This is a genomic window from Hydrogenophaga sp. (assembly GCF_030373225.1).
GTDB lineage: Bacteria > Pseudomonadota > Gammaproteobacteria > Burkholderiales > Burkholderiaceae_C > Hydrogenophaga.
Genome location: NZ_JAUCZG010000004.1, coordinates 178,316 through 197,859 on the forward strand (window position 1 = coordinate 178,316; position 19,544 = coordinate 197,859).

At 64.4% G+C, this 19,544-nt stretch carries 18 protein-coding genes; 11 read left to right on the forward strand and 7 right to left on the reverse strand.

Features of this window, described 5'->3' with window-relative positions:
- Positions 1 to 16: 16 nt before the first annotated feature.
- Both maiA and pgeF read left to right on the forward strand, forming a co-directional pair.
- A complete protein-coding gene (maiA, locus tag QUV35_RS04065) occupies positions 17 to 658 on the forward strand; it encodes a maleylacetoacetate isomerase (RefSeq protein ID WP_300871050.1) in 642 nt (213 codons plus the stop codon).
- On the forward strand, positions 658 to 1,428 hold the full coding sequence (pgeF, locus tag QUV35_RS04070) for a peptidoglycan editing factor PgeF (protein WP_300871051.1): 771 nt from the start codon (positions 658 to 660) through the stop codon (positions 1,426 to 1,428). The genes maiA and pgeF overlap by 1 nt, the downstream gene beginning before the upstream one ends.
- Here pgeF and QUV35_RS04075 read toward each other — a convergent pair.
- Positions 1,348 to 1,677, reverse strand: coding sequence for a hypothetical protein (locus QUV35_RS04075; RefSeq protein ID WP_300871073.1), 330 nt, complete (start codon positions 1,675 to 1,677; stop codon positions 1,348 to 1,350). The two genes, pgeF and QUV35_RS04075, sit on opposite strands and share 81 nt — an antisense overlap.
- Before the next feature lie 374 nt (positions 1,678 to 2,051).
- On the opposite strand from QUV35_RS04075, the gene phaC reads away from it, so the two are divergent.
- From phaC to QUV35_RS04095, 4 genes are all read left to right on the forward strand, one after another.
- On the forward strand, positions 2,052 to 3,674 hold the full coding sequence (gene phaC, locus QUV35_RS04080) for a class I poly(R)-hydroxyalkanoic acid synthase (protein WP_300871074.1): 1,623 nt from the start codon (positions 2,052 to 2,054) through the stop codon (positions 3,672 to 3,674).
- 36 nt (positions 3,675 to 3,710) lie between these two features.
- Complete coding sequence (locus QUV35_RS04085) at positions 3,711 to 4,889, forward strand: acetyl-CoA C-acetyltransferase (protein WP_300871052.1); 1,179 nt, start codon at positions 3,711 to 3,713, stop codon at positions 4,887 to 4,889.
- Positions 4,890 to 4,970: 81 nt separating this feature from the next.
- Positions 4,971 to 5,708 carry an acetoacetyl-CoA reductase gene (gene phbB, locus QUV35_RS04090; protein ID WP_300871053.1) on the forward strand — a complete coding sequence of 246 codons (738 nt, stop codon included), beginning with the start codon at positions 4,971 to 4,973 and terminating at the stop codon, positions 5,706 to 5,708.
- A 143-nt stretch (positions 5,709 to 5,851) separates the two neighbouring features.
- Positions 5,852 to 7,057, forward strand: coding sequence for an HD domain-containing phosphohydrolase (locus QUV35_RS04095; protein ID WP_300871054.1), 1,206 nt, complete (start codon positions 5,852 to 5,854; stop codon positions 7,055 to 7,057).
- Between the two features lie 488 nt (positions 7,058 to 7,545).
- On the opposite strand, the gene QUV35_RS04100 is transcribed toward QUV35_RS04095, so the two are convergent.
- From QUV35_RS04100 to QUV35_RS04125, 6 genes are all read right to left on the reverse strand, one after another.
- Positions 7,546 to 8,205, reverse strand: coding sequence for a nucleotidyltransferase family protein (locus QUV35_RS04100; RefSeq protein ID WP_300871055.1), 660 nt, complete (start codon positions 8,203 to 8,205; stop codon positions 7,546 to 7,548).
- A complete protein-coding gene (locus QUV35_RS04105; protein ID WP_300871056.1) occupies positions 8,202 to 9,290 on the reverse strand; it encodes an XdhC family protein in 1,089 nt (362 codons plus the stop codon). The genes QUV35_RS04100 and QUV35_RS04105 overlap by 4 nt, the downstream gene beginning before the upstream one ends.
- Positions 9,291 to 9,363: 73 nt before the next feature.
- On the reverse strand, positions 9,364 to 10,692 hold the full coding sequence (locus tag QUV35_RS04110; protein ID WP_300871057.1) for a TRAP transporter large permease subunit: 1,329 nt from the start codon (positions 10,690 to 10,692) through the stop codon (positions 9,364 to 9,366).
- Positions 10,689 to 11,246 (reverse strand): TRAP transporter small permease subunit, encoded by a 558-nt coding sequence (locus QUV35_RS04115; protein WP_300871058.1) that lies wholly within the window; start codon positions 11,244 to 11,246, stop codon positions 10,689 to 10,691. The genes QUV35_RS04110 and QUV35_RS04115 overlap by 4 nt, the downstream gene beginning before the upstream one ends.
- An 80-nt stretch (positions 11,247 to 11,326) precedes the next feature.
- Entirely contained in the window at positions 11,327 to 12,397 is a 1,071-nt protein-coding gene (locus QUV35_RS04120) for a C4-dicarboxylate TRAP transporter substrate-binding protein (protein WP_300871059.1), read from the reverse strand.
- Positions 12,398 to 12,490: 93 nt separating this feature from the next.
- Positions 12,491 to 13,144, reverse strand: coding sequence for a TetR/AcrR family transcriptional regulator (locus QUV35_RS04125; protein ID WP_300871060.1), 654 nt, complete (start codon positions 13,142 to 13,144; stop codon positions 12,491 to 12,493).
- 94 nt (positions 13,145 to 13,238) lie between these two features.
- Between QUV35_RS04125 and QUV35_RS04130 the strand changes: the two genes are divergently transcribed.
- From QUV35_RS04130 to QUV35_RS04150, 5 genes are all read left to right on the forward strand, one after another.
- A complete protein-coding gene (locus QUV35_RS04130; RefSeq protein ID WP_300871061.1) occupies positions 13,239 to 13,952 on the forward strand; it encodes a CoxG family protein in 714 nt (237 codons plus the stop codon).
- A 10-nt stretch (positions 13,953 to 13,962) separates the two neighbouring features.
- The gene (locus tag QUV35_RS04135; protein WP_300871062.1) at positions 13,963 to 14,820 is read left to right on the forward strand and encodes a xanthine dehydrogenase family protein subunit M; all 858 of its coding nucleotides are present in this window, start codon (positions 13,963 to 13,965) and stop codon (positions 14,818 to 14,820) included.
- Between the two features lie 18 nt (positions 14,821 to 14,838).
- Positions 14,839 to 15,321: a (2Fe-2S)-binding protein gene (locus QUV35_RS04140; RefSeq protein WP_300871063.1), complete on the forward strand. Its 483-nt coding sequence runs from the start codon at positions 14,839 to 14,841 to the stop codon at positions 15,319 to 15,321.
- A complete protein-coding gene (locus tag QUV35_RS04145) occupies positions 15,318 to 17,735 on the forward strand; it encodes a xanthine dehydrogenase family protein molybdopterin-binding subunit (RefSeq protein WP_300871064.1) in 2,418 nt (805 codons plus the stop codon). The genes QUV35_RS04140 and QUV35_RS04145 overlap by 4 nt, the downstream gene beginning before the upstream one ends.
- Before the next feature lie 102 nt (positions 17,736 to 17,837).
- On the forward strand, positions 17,838 to 19,349 hold the full coding sequence (locus QUV35_RS04150; protein ID WP_300871065.1) for a CoA-acylating methylmalonate-semialdehyde dehydrogenase: 1,512 nt from the start codon (positions 17,838 to 17,840) through the stop codon (positions 19,347 to 19,349).
- Positions 19,350 to 19,544: the final 195 nt, after the last annotated feature.

Genomic DNA, 19,544 nt, shown 5'->3' on the forward strand with positions numbered 1-19,544 from the left:
GTTTATCCTCGGTGCCATGAAGCTCTACAACTACTTCCGCTCCTCGGCCTCGTTTCGCGTGCGCATCGCGCTTGCACTCAAGGGTCTCGACTTCGACTACCTCCCGGTTCATCTGGCCAAGGGTGAGCACCGGCTGCCGGGCTACGCCGACATCGCGGTCGAAGGCCTGGTGCCGCTGCTCGAACTCGACGATGGCACTCGCCTGACGCAGTCCATGGCCATCATCGAATACCTCGACGAGTTGCACCCCGCACCCCCCTTGTTGCCTGCGGACCCGCTGGGCCGCGCGCGGGTGCGGGCGCTGGCCCAGATCATTGCCTGCGAGATCCATCCGATCAACAACCTGCGCGTGCTCAAGTACCTGAGCAAGGAGCTCAAGGTCGACGAAGACACCAAGAACACCTGGTACCGCCACTGGGTGCGCAGCGGGCTGGAGTCGTTCGAACGCCAGCTGAGCCAGCAGGCGGGCGGCACCCTGTGCTTTGGTGACAGCCCCACCCTGGCCGATTGCTGCCTGGTGCCGCAGATCTTCAACGGCCAGCGGTTCAACGTCGATTTCTCGGGCCTGCCACGCACCATGGCCGCGTTCGATGCCTGCATGAAACTCCCCGCGTTCCAGCAGGCGCAGCCCTCGGCCTGTCCGGACGCCGAAGCCTGATGTTGCCGGTGGCCGACGTCATCCATCCCGACTGGCCTGCGCCGCCGGGCGTGCGCGCGCTCTTCACCTCGCGCGGGGGCGGCGTGTCGGTGGCACCGTTCGACAGCTTCAACCTCGGTGACCATGTGCGCGACGAGCCGCTGGCGGTGGCGGGCAACCGCGACCGGCTGGCCGCGCTCACCTCGCCGGCGCGCCCGGTGTTCCTGCGGCAGGTGCATGGCACGCAGGTGCGGCGACTGGCGCCCGACACGCCCGACGGCTGCGAGGCCGACGCCTGCGTGGTGCAAACGCCCGGCGTGGCCGCGACCATCATGGTGGCCGATTGCCTGCCGGTGCTGTTCGCTCACGCTTCGGGCACAGCGGTCGCTGCGGCTCACGCGGGCTGGCGCGGCCTGGCCGGTGGTGTGCTGGAGGCCACGGCGAGCCAGCTGGGCGATGCGGCCGGCGACGGTGAAGTCATGGCCTGGCTGGGCCCCTGCATCGGACCGCAGGCGTTCGAGGTGGGCGCGGAGGTGTGCGAGGCCTTCGTTGCGCTCGACCCGGGTGCCACGGGGCATTTCTGGCCGACCGGCGAAGGCAGGTTCCTCGCCGATCTCCCGGCGCTGGCACGCCGTCGGTTGCACGCCGTGGGCATCACCAACGTGCACGGCAACGATGGCTCGTCGCCCTGGTGCACGGTGGCCAACCCGTCACGGTTCTTTTCGCACCGGCGCGACGCCGCCGCTCTCGGCAGCACCGGCCGCATGGCCGCCTGCATCTGGATCGACTGAAGGCCCGGCCGCCGGAGCCACGTTGGCCGCCAGCCGGGCCATTTGCGCCGCGTGTTCGGCGGCCTCGCGCGCCTTGATCTGCTTGCGCCGCGCGGGTGTCCTCATCACGTAAACCACGAGGACCACAGGCAGCAAACCGTAAAGAAAAAACGTCACAATGGCTCCGAGGATCGACCCCGTCGTGTTGCTGGCCTCGGCCACCGACATCATCAGAACCACATACATCCAACCAATCACAACCAGGTACACGGCGATCCTTGCAGACCGGGCAAACATGTCAGTCTGCTGGAAGCCGCCACGCAGATACTGGGGAAAACCCGGAACTTTCCCCCGGCGCGGATGATAAGCCGCCGACAAAAACACAGGAGACCAGCATGGCATCGGACAAAACCCCTCCCACCGACTGGCTGGAGAACGCCAACCAGTTCCAGAAGAACCTCGTCGAGCAGTGGACCCAGGTGGCCAAGGCCTTCCCCGGGGCAGCCGCCGCACCGCAACAGGGTTCAACCGACCCATTTGCCGCCTTCAAGGCCTTCATGCCGCAAGCTGGAGCCGCCAACCCCTTCGGCATGGCCATGCCCGCCGGTGCTGCGGGTTTCCCCGGCATGCCGGGGATGCCGGCCATGCCGTCCATGCCCGGCATGGGCGACATGTTCAAGACCGCGTCGGGGCAGCCGGTGAGTTTTGACCCGGCGAAACTGCTCGAGATCCAGAACCAGTACCTCAAGGACGTGACCGGCCTGTGGAACCAGGGCCCCAATGTGAAGCCCGCCGATGACCGCCGCTTCGCCTCCGATGCCTGGGCCAGCAACCCGATGGCGGCCTTCGCGGCAGCGGCTTACCTGCTCAATGCGCGCACCCTCATGGCCCTGGCCGACGCGGTGCAGGGCGATGCCAAGACACGCACCCGCGTGCGTTTCGCGGTGCAGCAGTGGATCGATGCCAGCGCCCCGAGCAACTTTCTGGCCTTCAACGCCGAGGCGCAGAAGAAGGCCATCGACACCCAGGGGGAGAGCATCGCCAAAGGCATGGCCAACCTGCTGCACGACATGAAGCAGGGCCATGTGTCCATGACCGACGAGAGCGTGTTCGAGGTGGGCAAGAACGTGGCCACCACCGAGGGCGCGGTGGTGTTCGAGAACGAGCTGTTCCAGCTGATCGAATACAAGCCGCTCACGCCCAAGGTGTACGAGCGGCCGTTCCTGCTGGTGCCGCCCTGCATCAACAAGTTCTACATCCTCGACCTGCAGCCCGAGAACTCCCTGATTCGTTACTGTGTGGAGCAGGGCCACCGCACCTTCGTGGTGAGCTGGCGCAACCCCGACGAGTCGCTGGCGACCAAGACGTGGGACGCGTACATCGAAGACGCCGTGATCAAGGCGATCGAGGTGACGCAGGACATCACCGGCGCCGAGACGATCAACGCACTGGGCTTCTGTGTGGGCGGCACCATGCTGGGCACGGCGCTGGCCGTGCTGGCTGCGCGCGGTGAAGAGCCGGTGAACTGCGCCACCTTCCTCACCACGCTGCTCGACTTCACCGACACCGGCATCCTCGACGTGTTCATCGACGAGAACTTCGTCAAGTACCGCGAGATGCAGTTTGCCGACGGCGGCCTCATGGCCGGGCGCGACCTGGCCACCACCTTCAGCTTCCTGCGCCCGAACGACCTGGTCTGGAACTACGTGGTGGGCAACTACCTCAAGGGCGAGACGCCGCCACCGTTCGACCTGCTGTACTGGAACTCCGACAGCACCAACCTGCCCGGCCCGTACTACGCGCACTACCTGCGCCAGATGTACCTCGAGAACAACCTGATCAAGCCCGGCAAGATGACGGTGTGCGGCGAGAAGATCGACTTCCGCCAGGTCAAGCTGCCGGTCTACATCTACGGTTCGCGCGAAGACCACATCGTGCCCATCGGGGGCGCCTACGCGAGCACCCAGGTGTTCCCGGGCAAGAAGCGCTTCGTCATGGGCGCTTCGGGCCACATCGCCGGCGTGATCAACCCCGCGAGCAAGAAGAAGCGCAGCCACTGGATCGGCTCGGGCACGAAGTTTCCAAAAGACGTCAACGAGTGGATCGCCAGCGCCGACGAACAAGCGGGCAGCTGGTGGACCGACTGGGCCGCCTGGCTCAAGCCCTACGCCGGCAAACAGATCGCCGCGCCCAAGTCCTACGGCAAAGGCAAGACCTATGCAGCCATCGAACCTGCGCCGGGCCGCTACGTCAAAGCCAAGGCTTGACCCCGAATTTTTTTCAGCACAACAAGGAGCAAACCCATGCAAGACATCGTCATCGTTTCAGCCGCCCGCACCGCCGTCGGCAAGTTTGGCGGCTCGCTCGCCAAGGTGCCTGCCACCGAGCTGGGCAGCATCGTCATCAAGGCCATGCTCGAGCGCAGCGGCCTGAGCGCCGATGTGATCGGTGAGGTGATCATGGGCCAGGTGCTGGCCGCCGGCGTCGGTCAGAACCCGGCTCGCCAGGCCATGATGAAGGCCGGCGTGGCGAAGGAAACGCCGGCGCTCACCATCAACGCGGTGTGCGGCTCCGGCCTCAAGGCCGTGATGCTGGCCGCGCAGGCCGTGGCCTGGGGCGACAGCGAGATCGTGATCGCCGGCGGCCAGGAAAACATGAGCGCCAGCCCGCACGTGCTCAATGGCAGCCGCGACGGCCAGCGCATGGGCGACTGGAAAATGATCGACACCATGATCGTCGACGGCCTGTGGGATGTGTACAACCAGTACCACATGGGCATCACCGCCGAGAACGTGGCCAAGGCCCATGCGATCACGCGCGACATGCAGGATGCATTGGCACTCGGCAGCCAGCAGAAGGCCAGCGCCGCGCAGGACGCCGGCAAATTCAAGGACGAGATCGTCGGCGTGAGCATTCCGCAGCGCAAGGGCGACCCGGTCGTTTTCGACAACGACGAGTTCATCAACAAGAAGACCAGCGCCGAAGCCCTGGCCGGCCTGCGCCCCGCCTTCGACAAGGCAGGCTCGGTGACCGCCGGCAACGCGTCGGGCCTGAACGACGGTGCGGCCGCCGTGATGGTGATGACCGCCAGCAAGGCTGCCGCCCTGGGCCTGACGCCCCTGGCCCGCATCGCCGCCTTCGGCACCAGCGGCCTGGACCCGGCCACCATGGGCATGGGCCCGGTGCCTGCGTCGCAAAAGGCACTGGCGCGCGCCGGCTGGAAAGCGTCCGACGTGGATCTGTTCGAACTCAACGAAGCCTTTGCCGCGCAAGCCTGCGCCGTCAACAAGGCGCTCGACATCGACCCCGCGCGTGTGAACGTGAATGGCGGCGCGATCGCCATCGGCCACCCCATCGGTGCGTCCGGTTGCCGCATCCTGGTCACGCTGCTGCACGAAATGGTCCGCCGCGACGCCAAAAAGGGCGTGGCCGCGTTGTGTATCGGTGGCGGCATGGGGGTTTCCCTCGCGGTCGAACGCTGATTTGCCGGTAGATTCAACAGCCAGTTGCAGGGCCTGGCGCGCCCTGCGATCCAACACGCACAAACCAGAGGAGTACACACAATGAGTCAAAAAGTAGCCTACGTCACCGGCGGCATGGGTGGCATCGGAACGGCCATCTGCCAGCGTCTGCACAAGGAAGGCTTCAAGGTCATCGCCGGTTGCGGCCCCACGCGCGATTTCAAGAAGTGGCTGGACGAACAGCAGGCGCTGGGCTACAGCTTCCACGCGTCGGTCGGCAACGTCGGCGACTGGGCTTCCACCGTGGAAGCCTTCACCAAGACCAAGGCCGAGCACGGCACCATCGACGTGCTGGTGAACAACGCCGGCATCACGCGCGACCGCATGTTCCTGAAGATGTCGCGCGAAGACTGGGACGCCGTCATCGAGACCAACCTGAACTCCATGTTCAACGTGACCAAGCAGGTCGTGGCCGACATGGTGGAGAAGGGCTGGGGCCGCATCATCAACATCTCGTCGGTCAACGGCGAGAAGGGCCAGGCCGGTCAGACCAACTACTCGGCCGCCAAGGCCGGCATGCACGGGTTTTCCATGGCGTTGGCGCAGGAGCTGGCCAACAAGGGTGTCACGGTCAACACCGTGAGCCCGGGCTACATCGGCACCGACATGGTCAAGGCGATCCGCCCCGATGTGCTCGAGAAGATCGTGGCCACCGTGCCGGTCAAGCGCCTGGGTGAGCCCAGCGAAATCGCCTCCATCATTGCCTGGCTGGCCAGCGAAGACGGCGGCTACGCCACCGGCGCCGACTTCTCGGTCAACGGCGGCCTGCACATGGGCTGAACCTGGTGCATCCGCGCGCCGCGCTCGCAGCGGCGAGCGCGCCACCCGATGTCCACCAACCCCGCCGAGGCGGGGTTTTTTGCGGGTGTTTTCGGGTCTTTTTCGGGGCTTCGGGCGCCCGGCCCGACGCCTATATTGCTGCAATGTACAAATCCCTGCCCCTGGAATCCCTGGCACTGCACCAACCGGTGCCGGTGAACATCTGGGACCCCAAGGGTGTGCTGCTGCTGCGCCGCGGCGAGCACATCACCTCGGAGCAGCACCGTGGCCACCTCATGCTGCACACGCCCATGGTGCTGGCCAGCGACTGGCAGGCCCTGAGCTACGGCTACACCGCCGCGCTGGACCGCATGGTGCGTGGCAACGAATCGCTCAGCCGCATCGCCGGCCTCGACGCCCTGGTGCCGCTGCCCGGGCGCATGGAGAGCCGCGACGAGCCAGCGCCCACCGAGGCATGGCCGGACATCCACGCCGCGACGACCACGCTGCTGCACCAGGGCGGTGAAGCCACCCAGTTCATGGAGCGCCTCGAACGGCTGGACACGCGGACCCACAAGCTCTGGCTGGAGCACCCCGACGAGAGCCTCATGGTGCTGGTGCAGCTGCTGTTCGACGTGCACATGCACTACAGCACCACGCACGCCTTGCTCGCCGCTGGTCTGTGTGCCCTGGTTGCCCCGTCGGCGGGCCTGTCCGATGCCGACCTGACCTCGCTGCGGCGTGCGGCCTTGACGATGAACATCGCCATGACGCGGGCGCACGACGACATGGCCCGCCAGGCCGGGCCCTTGTCCGAGCCGCAGCGCAGGACCGTGCGCGAGCATCCGCAGCGCAGCGCCGACCTGTTGCGCCAGCTCGGTGTGGCAGACGCCCGCTGGCTGCAACTGGTGCAGGAACACCACGAGCGTCCGGACGGCCAGGGCTATCCGCTGGGCCAGCCGGTCAACAGCGAGGCCCATCGCCTGCTGCAAATGGCCGACATGTATGTCGCCTGCATCAGTCCGCGCAAGAGCCGGGGCGGACTGCTGTCGCAGCAGGTGGCACGCGAGCTGTACCTCGGCCCCGACCAGCAGCCGGACCCGCTGGGCGCGCTGTTCATCAAGAACATCGGCTTCTACCCGCCGGGCAGCCATGTGCGCCTGGCCAGTGGCGAGGTGGCGGTGGTGGCCCGGCGCGGTGCCAGGGCCAACGCGCCGCTGGTGTTCTCCATCGTCGGGCGCCACGGTCTTCCCCTGGGCGAACCGGCACTGCGCGACACCGCCGACCCGGCCCACGAGGTCAAGGCCAGCCTGGCGCCGGGCGAGGTGAAGGTGACGGTCAACGTGGCCAAACTGCTCGGGCGCTGGTGATACGAGGGGCGCGCGGTACAGTCTCGGGCTGTGACCGCGAGTGACGCCCCCGATGATTGAAGACAGCCCACACCCCACCGACACCCACTCCTGGCGCCTGTCCGTCGCACCGATGATGGATGGGACGGATATTCGAAGAAACTGCAATAAAATCAATATCTTACGATACTTTTATTTATCTCCGTAGCACTGGCGAAGCACTCGTGCAGTGCTGAATGACACTTTTGCCAGGCGAGGGGACATGTGGCCGCCCCTTACGGAGGCAGTACGTTGCGCTGGTGGAACGCTGGGGTGCTGGCTTGCATGTGTTGCTCAGCCTCAATCCGCCTCGGGGTACCCGGGTGAATGGAAGGGTTCGGCCCGATGCAGCTGTCGCTGCCATCTGGTCGGTGGCGGTTCAGCCCATCTGGCGGCTTCCACTCGTTGAATACCGTGTGAAACAACTCCCCAACCTCTACTCCTGACTGGTTCAGAAGATCGACGTGGCTTTAAGTAGACCGCGGCCAGTTGATGGACCAGCCAGTTTCGCGGGCAAGAGCATCAACATCTTCGGGTGTGTCGAGGTCGCGCGTGTAATGTGGGTTGTCCACGGCCCATTTCAGGGTCTCGTTCGGGTGAGCGGCAACCCACCGCCGCAGGCTGGTGCCGGGCGCTGCGAGCAGATCTGCACGTACTGCTGCATCAAACATGACCGGATGACCCGGCACCCCGCCTACCATGGGTATCAACACATGGAAGTTTGGCGGACAGCCCTTGAACGCAGCACATACCGCGCCGATATCGTCAGCATTTATTAAGGGCTGATCGGCCAACAACACCATCACGGCCTGCGTGTCGCTATCCAGTGCCTGCAAGCCGACTTGTAGCGAAGTGGCTGTGTCTTCTTCGGGCGATGGATTGACCACCTGTCCCGTCATCAACTTCGCAGGCCATTGAGCAACGTGGGCCTGGATATCGGCGGCATGGTGACCAAGCACAAGCACGCACCTGTGGAATCCCACGCTACAAATTGAGTGCATCAGGCGCTCCAGCAGAGTCTGGCCCTGTACCTCCAGCAAGCACTTGGCCCGCCGTCCCATACGCTGCCCCGCGCCAGCTGCCAGTACGAGAACACTGACGCGCTTGCAGTGCTTGGCCGGAGTTTTCACCGCGAATCGGAGAGAGATAAGCAGGTCGAGCCAGACTGCATGGATGTGCCATCAGCGAGTGTGTTCTTGGCGTGCGTCACGTCCATGTCGCGCGGCAGCGGAACGCCGTTCTTTACCGCCAACACCTCCGCCATGATGCTGACTGCGATTTCGGGTGGCGTCTTGCTGCCGATGTAGATGCCGATCGGCCCGCGCAGGCGCGCCAGGCGCTCGACCGTCTGCTCGAAGTGTTCGATCATGCGGGCATGGCGCGCCTCGTTGTTGCGCCGCGAGCCAATGGCGCCTATGTAGAAGGCCTCGGTGTCCAGCGCTTCGAGTAGGGCAAGGTCGTCGAGCTTGGGGTCGTGCGTGAGCGCGATCACGCAGCTGCGCCGGTCAACTTTGTAATCGTGCACCACGTCGTCGGGCATGCCGGTGAGCAGCGTCACACCGGGGACCGACCAGGACGCGCGGTACTCCTCGCGCGGGTCGCACACGGTGACGGCAAAGCCGCTGAACACGGCCATGGTGGCCAGGTACTCGGTGAGCTGGCCGGCGCCAATCAGCAGCATGCGGTATTCGGGGCCGAAGGTGTTAGCCAGCACATCACCGTCGTCGATCAGGGGTGAAGGCGCATTGACCTCGATCAGCTCAACCTGACCGTCGGCGATCCCGGAGCGCCGCTGGACCATGCGGCCATCGGCGAGCGACTGCACCAGCGTGAGCAGCGAGGCCGCCTCGGGGTTGAATTCGAGCACCAGCTCCAGCGTGCCGCCACACGGTAGACCGAAGCGGTGGGCTTCGTCGGCGCTAACGCCATACTTCACGCGCTGCGGCGTGCTGTCCGGAATGTCGTGTGTGATACCCGCCACGGGCGCGGCAGCGCTGGCCTGGTGGGAGCGGCTGTAGCGGTAGATCAGGTCGTCTTCGATGCAGCCCCCCGAGACCGAGCCGGCCACGGCGCCGTTCTCGCACAGCGCCATGATCGAGCCCACTGGACGCGGTGACGAGCCCCAGGTGCGCACCACGGTGGCGAGCAGGGCGCGCTGCCCCTTGGCGCGCCAGCCGTGCAGCGTGCGCAGGACGGTCAGGTCGAGATTTTCCATTTGCGTTTCCGTCGGGGTTGCCCCCGTGCTCCGTTCTCACCCGATCACGAACCGGGACGGCCCCCGGTGCCTCTCAGGTCAGCGCCAGTGCCATGGCAGGGAAGAGGGCGATCAGCAGCAAAACGACCAGCATCACGATCACGTAGGGCATGGTGCCGGCGAATATGCTTTCCACCGACACCTTGGGGTCGTTGAGGGTGGACTTGACGGTGAACACCGAGATGCCAAAGGGCGGCGTGAGCAGACCGATCTCCACCGCGATGACAGTAATGATGCCGAAGTGGATCAGGTTGAAGCCGAGACTTTCAGCAATCGGCACTGCCACCGGCGTCATGATCAACAAGATGGAACTCGAATCCAGGATCATGCCGAGCAACAGCAGGATCACCACATACAGGAACAGGAAGCCGTAAGGACCCAGGCCTGCGTCCTGCACCAGGTCGCTGATGGCCATGGGCACGCCGGCCACCGACAACATGCGGCTGTAGAAGCCCGCTGCCACCAGCAGTATCAGGATGCCGACCGATACCGAGCCGGTTTCGGTGAGCACGCGCCACAGGTTGCCACCGCCCAACCTGCGCCTCAGGATGGCTATGACGAGGGCGCCGAAAGCGCCCACGCCACCGGCTTCGGTGGGCGTGAAGAAGCCCGAATACAGACCGCCCAGCACCAGTGCCACGAGGGCGGCAATGGGCACCAGCTTAGCCAGCATCTCGGCGGTGGTGAGCAGGCGCGCGGTGCTGCGCTCGGCGGCCAGCTGGGCATGACGCTTGAGGTCGAACACCAGGCCGGGCGCGAACCTGGCCATCAGCATGATGATCACGGCGAAGGCTGCCGCCATGGAGAAGCCTGGGATGATGCCGGCGATGAACAGGGTGCCGATGGACTGCTCGGCCAGCACGCCGTAGATGATGAGCAGCAGGCTGGGTGGAATCATCATGCCCAGCACCGAGCTGCCTGCCACAGTGCCGGCGGCAAAGCTGGCGCGGTAGCCATGACTCACCATCTCTGGCACAGCCACGCGGGTGAACACGGCCGCGGAAGCAATGGACACGCCGGTGACCGCCGCAAACACTGTGTTGGCGGCCACGGTGGCCACGCCTAGGCCGCCGCGCAGGCGCCTCAGCAGGGTTTCGGCCACATCGAACGTGTCCTTGCCGACGTTGGATATCGAGACAAGCAGCCCCATCAGAACGAAAAGCGGGATGGTGGCAAAGATGTAGTCGGCCACGCCGTTGTAGGCCGAGAGGTACATGAGCCGCATGGCCATGTCCATGTCTTCGCGAATGAGCCATATGCCGGCAAAACCGACGGCTGTGAGAGCCACCGCGATGTGCAGACCGAACAACACCAGAAACACCAGGGCTCCAATCAGGAGTCCGCCCATGGTCAGTTCGCTCATGCCTGCGCTCCGTTAAAAGGGGGTTGGCGCAGTAGCGAAGGAATGCAGGCGAGATAGGCCACGGCAGCGGCCACCGAGCCCAGCACGATGAGGGCGCGAAACGGCCAGGTGACCACTGTGAGGACACCCTGCACGCCGAAGTATTCGTGGATTTTTATGGCCTCGACCAACTCGGGCCAGGCGATGATGGCCAGCGCGAAGAACAGCAGCGCGCCGACAACGACGTTGAACACCTCCAGTGCCTTGAAGGCGGCTGGGGAGCGTTTGCCGATGATGCGCAGCAGGAAGTCGCTGCGGGTCATGCGGCCAGAGCAGATGGCCGCGGCCAGCTGCAGGAAGACGATGGAGGCCACCGAGCGGGCGGCGAATTCGGCCACTCCGGTGATGGGCGCGTCAAAGAAGTTGCGACCCAGCACGTCGGCCACGATCAGCAGCATCATGAGAAAAATCCACACCGTTCCCACGGCGGCGAGCACGTTAGCCACGCCTTGAAGGGGGTTGGTGAGGCCGGCGACCACGGGGGTTTCGCTGGCGAAGTCGGGTTCTTTGTGCACAGATCACCTGTGAAGGCTGGAAGAAACGCCACCCGGCAGCGCTTCAGCGCCACCGGGTGGAGAAGACGGGCCAGGGCCGGTCAGCGGTTCTGCAGGTCCCAGTCGCGCAGTGGCTTCACACCACGGGCCCGCAGTTCGTCGAAGTAAGCCTTGAGGACCTGCTTGCCCGCGTCGCCAGTGCCCTGCAGCCAGGGCGCCACGATGTTGGGCAGGCCGTTGACCCACTTGGTCTTCTCGGCCTGGGGCAGGTCGGTGATCTGCAGGCCGGCGGCCTTCATGGTTTCAAGGGCGGCGTTGGCGGTCTTGGTGACGTGTTTGCCGTGCGCGATCGATGTAGCCTTGCCGGCTTTCAGCATCGCGTCCTGCACTTCCTTGGGCAGGCCGTCGAACACCTTTTTGTTCACCGCCACGCTGCCGAAGTACATAGAGCCGATATCGATTCGGGTGAGGTGCTTTGCCACCTCATACACGCGGGCTGGGCCGATACCGCTGGCAAACGACATGGCGCCGTCAGTGACACCGGTCTGGATGTTGGTGTAGTAAGTGGTCAGCGCGCCGTCCACCGGCGTGGCGCCAGTCTCGCGCAGCCAGTTGGCCGAGGTGCCTGGTGCGTTGATGCGCTTGTTCTTCAGGCTGGCCATGTCCTTCACTGGGAAGGTGGCATAGATGTCGTAGCTGTCGGTGATCAGTGACGACAGCGGGATCATGTTTTGCGCCGTCCAGCTGTCACGCAGCGCAGGCACGGTGGCGTTGAGCTTGTCGAAGATTTCGATGAGTTGTTCGTGGTTGGTGGTGGCGAATGGGGTGAAGTAGGTCACGTTCTGCAGTGGCATGGCGGAGTTCTCCCACACCGTGCCGACCATGCCCACGTCCACGATGCCGTCGCGCACGGCGGCGCGGGTGTCGGTGAACTTGTAGAGCGTACCGCCGTAGTTCTCGCGCCAGCGCACCTCGTACTTGGCACCGCCTTCTTTGAGCAAACGGTCCACCTCGGGCTGGAAAACTTCCTTCATGGCGAAGGCCCAGATGTTGGTGGTGGGGTGGCTTGATCCGATGTTGACCGTGACGCGCTGCTGCGCCAGGGCGGATCCGACGGTCATCGTTGCGCCCATGGCTACCAGGGTTGCGAATGCGATTTTCTTGAGTTTCATGTTGTCTCCTCGGTGGGTATGGTGGCTACAGGTTCAGCCGGGTGGGTAAGTCACCGGTGCCCCCGCACCGGCTTCATCAAAAAAGTGAATCGATCAGCGCAGCGCCCGGCGCTTGCGCGTGCTCCCGGTGGTGTCGGCAAACAGGTCGCGGCTGCCGTTCAGGTAGGCGCGCACACGGTCTCGCACTAGGTGTTCGTCGTAGCCCTCGTGGGCGCTTTCGCTGTAGACGTCCTGCGCGTAGATCCAGCGGCGCATGGAGATGTAGAAGAAACCGCCGTGCAGACCCATGAGCAGTTCCATCTCGCGCTCGCTGGGCTTGGCGCGGCTGACCACGCCGCGATGGCGGCGGGTCTCGCGGATCAGGCGCGGGAATAGCCGCACGCGCAGCATGGCAAAGAAGCGGTCGGTGATGGTGTGGTCTGTCAGCCCCGAAAACACCAGGATGCGCACAAACTCCTGTGAGAGCGTGATCGTCACGTACTCCCAGTAGAAGGCGGTTAGCTTGTCTTCCACCGGCATGTCCGGGTCGTCGAGCAGGGCGTCCCACTCGGCGCGCCAGCGACCTTCGAACACTTCGAGGTAGACACGGTCCACCAGCGCCTGCTTTGTGGGGAAGTAGTGGTAGAGCAGGGCGTGGGTCACGCCGATACTTTTGGCCAGGTCGCGCAGCTGGCCGTTGAAGCCGTGGACCGAGAAAAACTGAATGGCGCTGTCGAGGATCTGGCGCTCGCGCTCGACCACACCCATGCGCCGGCGGGCCGGGGCTTTAGCTGCTGGTTTCCCGGCTTCCTTCTCCCTGTCAGGGTTTGTCTGGATGCGCACGCTATTTACCGATCGGTCAATGATTCGTACCATTGTTAACCGACTGGTAAACAAAAACACCCGTGAAAACCCGAGGATTCAAGGTATGGAATTGACTGGAGACATCCTGATCGGCGCGCCGCGCGAGAAGGTCTGGGCTGGGCTCAATGATCCTGAGATCTTGACCCGATGCATCCCTGGCTGCGAAAGCATGGAAGCCACCAGCCCGACCGAGCGCACGGCCCGCGTGGCCGTGAAGGTGGGTCCGGTGCGTGCACGCTTCGTGGGCCATGTGCGCATGGAAGACATCCGCCCCAACGAAGGCTGCGTATTGCGTTTTCAGGGCTCGGGCGGCGCAGCCGGTATGGCCAAGGGCCATTCGAACGTGGAGCTTACCGACGAGGCAGGCGGCACACGCCTGCGCTACACGGCGCAGGCTGCCATCGGGGGCAAGCTGGGTCAGGTGGGCGGCCGCATGATTGACGCCGCTTCCAAGCAGATGGCCGACCAGTTCTTCACCGCGTTCAACGAGCAGATGGTTGGTGTGCCCGTGGTGGAGGCTGAGCTCGAGCAGGCTGCGGAGACCGCAGCTGCGCCCAGCCCCACCGCTGCGCCGTCGCCCGCTTTCGTGCCGCGCTCCATTCAGAGGCCCCAGCCAGCTACCAGCGGTGAAGGGGTGCGCGTCTTGTGGTTCGTGCTGGGCGCACTGTCCACTGGCTTCGGCGTGTGGATCGCATCCCTGTTGACTTCTTGAGGACACCCCCATGAAAGCCGCTGCCTTCGACTACGTCAAGCCCGCCTCCATCGACAAAGTGATTTCCCTGTTGCAGGAGCACGGAGACGACGCCCGCCTGCTCGCCGGCGGCCAGACACTGATGGCCACCCTGAATATGCGGCTGTCCGAGCCGCAGCTGGTGGTCGACATCACCGGTATCGAATCCCTGCGTGGCATCAGCGTGCAGGGCCATGTTCTGCGCATCGGCGCGCTGGCCACGCACACTGATATCGAGTTCAGCCCGCTAGTGGCGAGCCACGCGCCGCTGCTCAAGGCGGCGGCGCCCCACATCGCGCACCGCGCCATCCGCAACAGCGGCACCTGGGGTGGCTCTATCGCTTACGCCGATCCGGCGGCCGAGTGGCCCACCTGCCTGCTTGCGCTGGGCGGTACCGTGGTCGCGCGCGGGCCGAAAGGCGAGCGACGCATTGCGGCCGACGACTTCTTCACCGGCCTCTACAGCACCGCGCTGCAACCTGACGAACTGCTGGTTGCATGCGAGATCCCGCTGGCCGGCTCCGACCACTGGTTCGGCTTCAGTGAGCTGGCTCGCCGCCACGGCGACTACGCCATCGTGGGCATGGCTGCCACCGCCCGCCGTGACGGTGTGACGCTGCGCGGCCTGCGCATCGTGCTGCTGGGTGTGGACGCCACGCCGGTGCGAGCCCGCCAGACCGAAACGCTGCTGAACGGTCGCACGCTGGACCTGGCTTCAGTGACCCAGGCAATGGCCAGCCTGCGCAGCGAGATCGATCCTCTGCCCGACCTGACCAACACCCCCGACACGAAGCGCCATCTGGCCGGTGTACTGCTGCAGCGCATGCTGCCTGTCGTCGCTGCTGTCTAAGCTTTCAAGGAACCCCCCATGGCTGACCTCTACCACATCAAAGTCACTGTCAACGGAAAGCCTCACCAGTGCAGCGTGCAACCGCGTACTCACCTGGTGGATTTTTTGCGTGAGGATCTCGGTCTTAAGGGCAGCCACCTCGGCTGCGAACACGGCGTGTGTGGCGCCTGCACAGTCGAACTCAACGGCCAGATCGTGCGCGGCTGCCTCACCTTGGCCGTGCAGGCAGATGGTGGTCAGGTGCAGACCATCGAAGGTGTGAGCGCCTCTGGTGTCATCCGCGATCTGCAAGACGCCTTTGTGCGACGCAACGCACTGCAATGTGGCTTCTGCACCTCAGGCATGTTGATGGCGGCCAAAGAGCTGGTGGAGCAGATGCCCAACGCCAACCGTGCAGAGGTGCGCGAATGGATCTCGGGCAACTATTGCCGCTGTACCGGTTACCACGCCATCGTGGACGCGATTTGCGCCGTGCTGCAACAACGTAAGGAGATCGCATGAAGCGCGACACCGTCAATCTGGAGCCTGGCGTCGACCACAGCCGCCCGCTGACCCCGGTCAATGATGACCAGCGCTATATCGGCGTCTCGGTGCCGCGAGGCGGTATCGAGCGGCTGACTCAGGGTCTGGGGCAGTACCTCGACGATATCGAATTGCCTCGTATGGCCCATGTGGTGTTTTGGCGCAGCCCTGTGGCGCACATGCGCATCAACTCGGTCAACGCCGACTTTGCGCGCGCCATGCCCGGCGTGTTGCTGGTGGCCGACGGGCACGACCTAGCCAAGATTTGCAAACCGTGGGTGGCCACGCTGGGTCACCTCGCTGGCATGAAGTCAGCACCGCAGTACGCGCTGGCGCTTGAGCGCGCCTGCTGGCAGGGAGAGCCGGTGGTGGCCGTGGTGGCTGAGACCCGAGCCGAGGCTGAGGACGCATTGGCGTATATCGAAGTGGACTGGGAGGAACTGCCCGCAGCCACCGATATGCTCACCGCGCTGGACCCGGCCACGCCACTGATCCACCCCGAGCTTGGCGACAACTTGTGCTTCACCCGCACACTGGACGTAGGGCAGGTCGACAAGACCTTCGCAGATGCTGACGTTGTGGCCGACATCGACTTTGAGTTTGGCCGCCACACCGGCGTGACACTGGAGCCGCGCGCTCAGATTGCGCACTGGAGCCCGGCTGACCGGCGCCTAACCGTGCACCACTCGTGTCAGGCGCCGCACATGATGCAAGACCTTTACGGACGCCAGTTTGGCTTGCCGGCCAGCGCCATCCGGGTGGTTTGCAAGGACGTTGGCGGCTCCTTCGGTATCAAGGTCCACGCGTACCCCGACGACTTCGCCACCGTGGCGCTGTCCATCATGTTGGGCCGTCCGGTGAAGTTCGTGGGCGACCGGCTGGAGAGCTTCACCAGCGATATCCACGCGCGGCACCACGCCATCAAGGCGCGCATCGCGGTCAACCGCGATGGAGAGATTCTCGGCTTCGATATGCAGGACCTCACCGGCATCGGTCCGTACTCCATGTTCCCGCGCACTAGCGCTATCGAAGGCAACCAGGTGGTCAACCTGGTGGGCGGCCCCTACAAGCACAAGCACTACCGCGCGAAGCTCGACGTGGTATTCCAGAACAAGACACCCACCTGCCAGTATCGCGGCGTGGGCCACCCTATCGCCTGCGCCGTGACCGAGGCGCTGGTGGACCTGGCCGCGCAGAAGATCGGCATGGACCCCTTACTGATCCGCGAACTCAACGTGATCCCAGACGACGCCTACCCCACTGTTGGCATCTCTGGCATCAAGCTGGAGATCCTGTCGCACCAGGCGAGCCTGAAAAAACTGCGCGAGCTCATGGACTACGACGTGTTGCGCGCCGAGCAGGCTTCGCTGCGGGCACAGGGCATTCATAGGGGGATCGGTTTTGCCACGGTGATCGAGCTCACCAACCCGAGCGCCGCGTTCTACGGTGTGGGTGGCGCGCGCATCGCCTCACAAGACGGCGCCACGGTGCGGCTGGACCCCGAGGGCCACATTACAGTGCTCATCGGCGTGGGAGAACAGGGTCAGGGTACCGAGGGCATCTACCAGCAGATAGCGGCAGACGCGGTCGGTGTGGACATCAGTAAGGTACGCGTGGTCACGGGCGACACAGACGCTACTCCATACGGCGGAGGCACATGGGCCTCGCGCGGTGCCGGCATTGGCGGCGAGGCCGTTCTGCTGGCAGGGCAGGCGCTGAGAGAAAACATCTTGAAGGTGGCAGCCATCATCCTTAAGCGCGAGCTCAATACTTTGGCGGTGCACCGCGACAGAGTTGTCGATGCCAGCACCAGCGAAGAGCTCTTGCCGTTGACTGAATTGGGCCGTATCGCCTATTTCCGCTCCGATACGCTGCCGGCCGAGTTCACGCCCGAGCTAATGGTCACGCGGCACTACGCACAGCGCGACTTCCCGTTCATCTTCACCAATGGCGTGCAGGCGTCCTATGTAGAAGTTGACCCCGATACCGGTTTTGTGAAGCTGCTCAAACACTGGGCAGTGGAAGACTGCGGCCGGGTGCTCAACCCGATGCTGGTGGATGAGCAGATGCGCGGCGCTATCGTGCAAGGCATTGGTGGTGCGCTGCTGGAGGAGTGTCTCTACGACGACTCCGGTCTCATGATCAACGCCAGCATGGCCGACTACCTGGTACCCATGTCGGCAGAGATGCCTGACATTGAGGTAGCCCATATCCAGACGCCAACCACCACCTCGAAGCTGGGCGCAAAGGGAGCAGGCGAGGCAGGCACAGCTGGAGCACCTGCTGCTGTGATGAACGCCATCAATGACGCACTTTCGCCTTTTGACGCGCATGTTCACTCTCAGCCCATCACACCGCAGAAGGTATTGCGTGCTCTGGGCAAGGTGGCTTGACTGTGCTCATGAGCACTCAAAGGTATGCCGAGTTAACTGAGCAGATTGCGGCAGCCTTTGCTGATTTTCGAGTTCCGACGCTTTCGAGATAAGACAGACACCATGAGCATTTCAAATATTCACCACTTCATCAACGGCCAGACCGCCGCTGGCAGCGCCCAGCGCGCGCAGGACGTGTTCAACCCCGCCACTGGTGCCGTCAGTGCCCGCGTGGCGCTGGCCAATGCCGCCGATGTGGACGCGGCGGTGGCCGCGGCGCAGGCCGCGTTCCCGGCTTGGGCCGACACGCCGCCGATCCGCCGTGCGCGGGTCATGTTCAAGTTCCTCGAGCTGGTGAACCAGCGCAAGGACGACCTCGCCCGCCTGATCACGCTGGAGCACGGCAAGGTGTTCACCGACGCGCAAGGCGAGGTGGCACGCGGCATTGACATCATCGAGTTCGCCTGTGGCATCCCGCAGCTGCTCAAGGGTGACTTCACCGACCAGGTCTCCACTGGCATGGACAACTGGACCATTCGCCAGCCGCTGGGCGTGGTCGCCGGCATCACGCCGTTCAACTTCCCCGTCATGGTGCCCATGTGGATGTTCCCGGTGGCGATTGCCGCAGGCAACAGCTTCATCTTGAAGCCCAGCCCGATCGACCCCTCGCCGGCGCTGCTCATGGGCGAGCTGCTCAAGCAGGCCGGCCTGCCCGATGGCGTGTTCAACGTGGTGCAGGGCGACAAGGAGGCGGTGGACGCGCTGCTGGTGCACCCGGACGTGAAGGCCGTCAGCTTCGTCGGCTCCACACCCATTGCGAACTACATTTACGAGACCGGCGCCCACCATGGCAAGCGCGTGCAGGCCCTGGGCGGCGCCAAGAACCACATGGTGGTGATGCCCGACGCCGACCTCGACCAGGCCGTGGACGCACTGATCGGCGCGGCCTACGGCTCGGCCGGCGAGCGCTGCATGGCGATCTCGGTGGCGGTGCTGGTGGGCGACGTGGGCGACAAGATCATGCCGATGCTCAAGAAACGGGCCGAGGCGCTCAAGATCAAGAATGGTCTGGAGCTCGACGCCGAGATGGGCCCCATCGTGACCCGTGTGGCTCACGAGCGCATCACTGGCTACATTGAAGCCGGAGAGAAAGAAGGCGCGAAGCTTCTGGTCGATGGCCGCAGCTTCCAGGGCAAGGCCGCTGGCGCGGGCTGCGAGGCCGGCTTCTGGATGGGCGGCACGCTGTTCGACCACGTCACCTCCAGCATGCGCATCTACAGGGAAGAGGTCTTCGGCCCGGTGCTCAGCTGCGTGCGGGCCAAGGATTTCACCGAAGCGGTGCAGCTCATCAACGACCACGAGTTCGGCAACGGCACCAGCTGCTTCACCCGCGACGGCAACGTGGCGCGCGAATTCGCGCGGCGCATCCAGGTCGGCATGGTGGGCATCAACGTGCCCATCCCCGTGCCCATGGCCTGGCAGGGTTTTGGTGGCTGGAAGAAGAGCCTGTTTGGCGACATGCACGCCTACGGCGAAGAGGGCGTGCGCTTCTACACCAAGCAGAAATCGATCATGCAGCGCTGGCCTGAATCGATTGCGAAGGGCGCCGAGTTCGTGATGCCGACGGCGAAGTAGCTTTGACACCTGATTCTGAATCGGGCGGCACCTCTACAGGCTAATGGTCGATGAGGGGGTGTCAGGGTGTCACCACTAGCCAAGCATTTCGCATGCTGCTCCCCCATCGTCGAAGGAGCTAAGGATAGGAAGCGGCCCACTCTAGGGATGGTGTTCAAAACCCCGTGTAGTTCCCGATGGCGTGAAGGCCAGCGA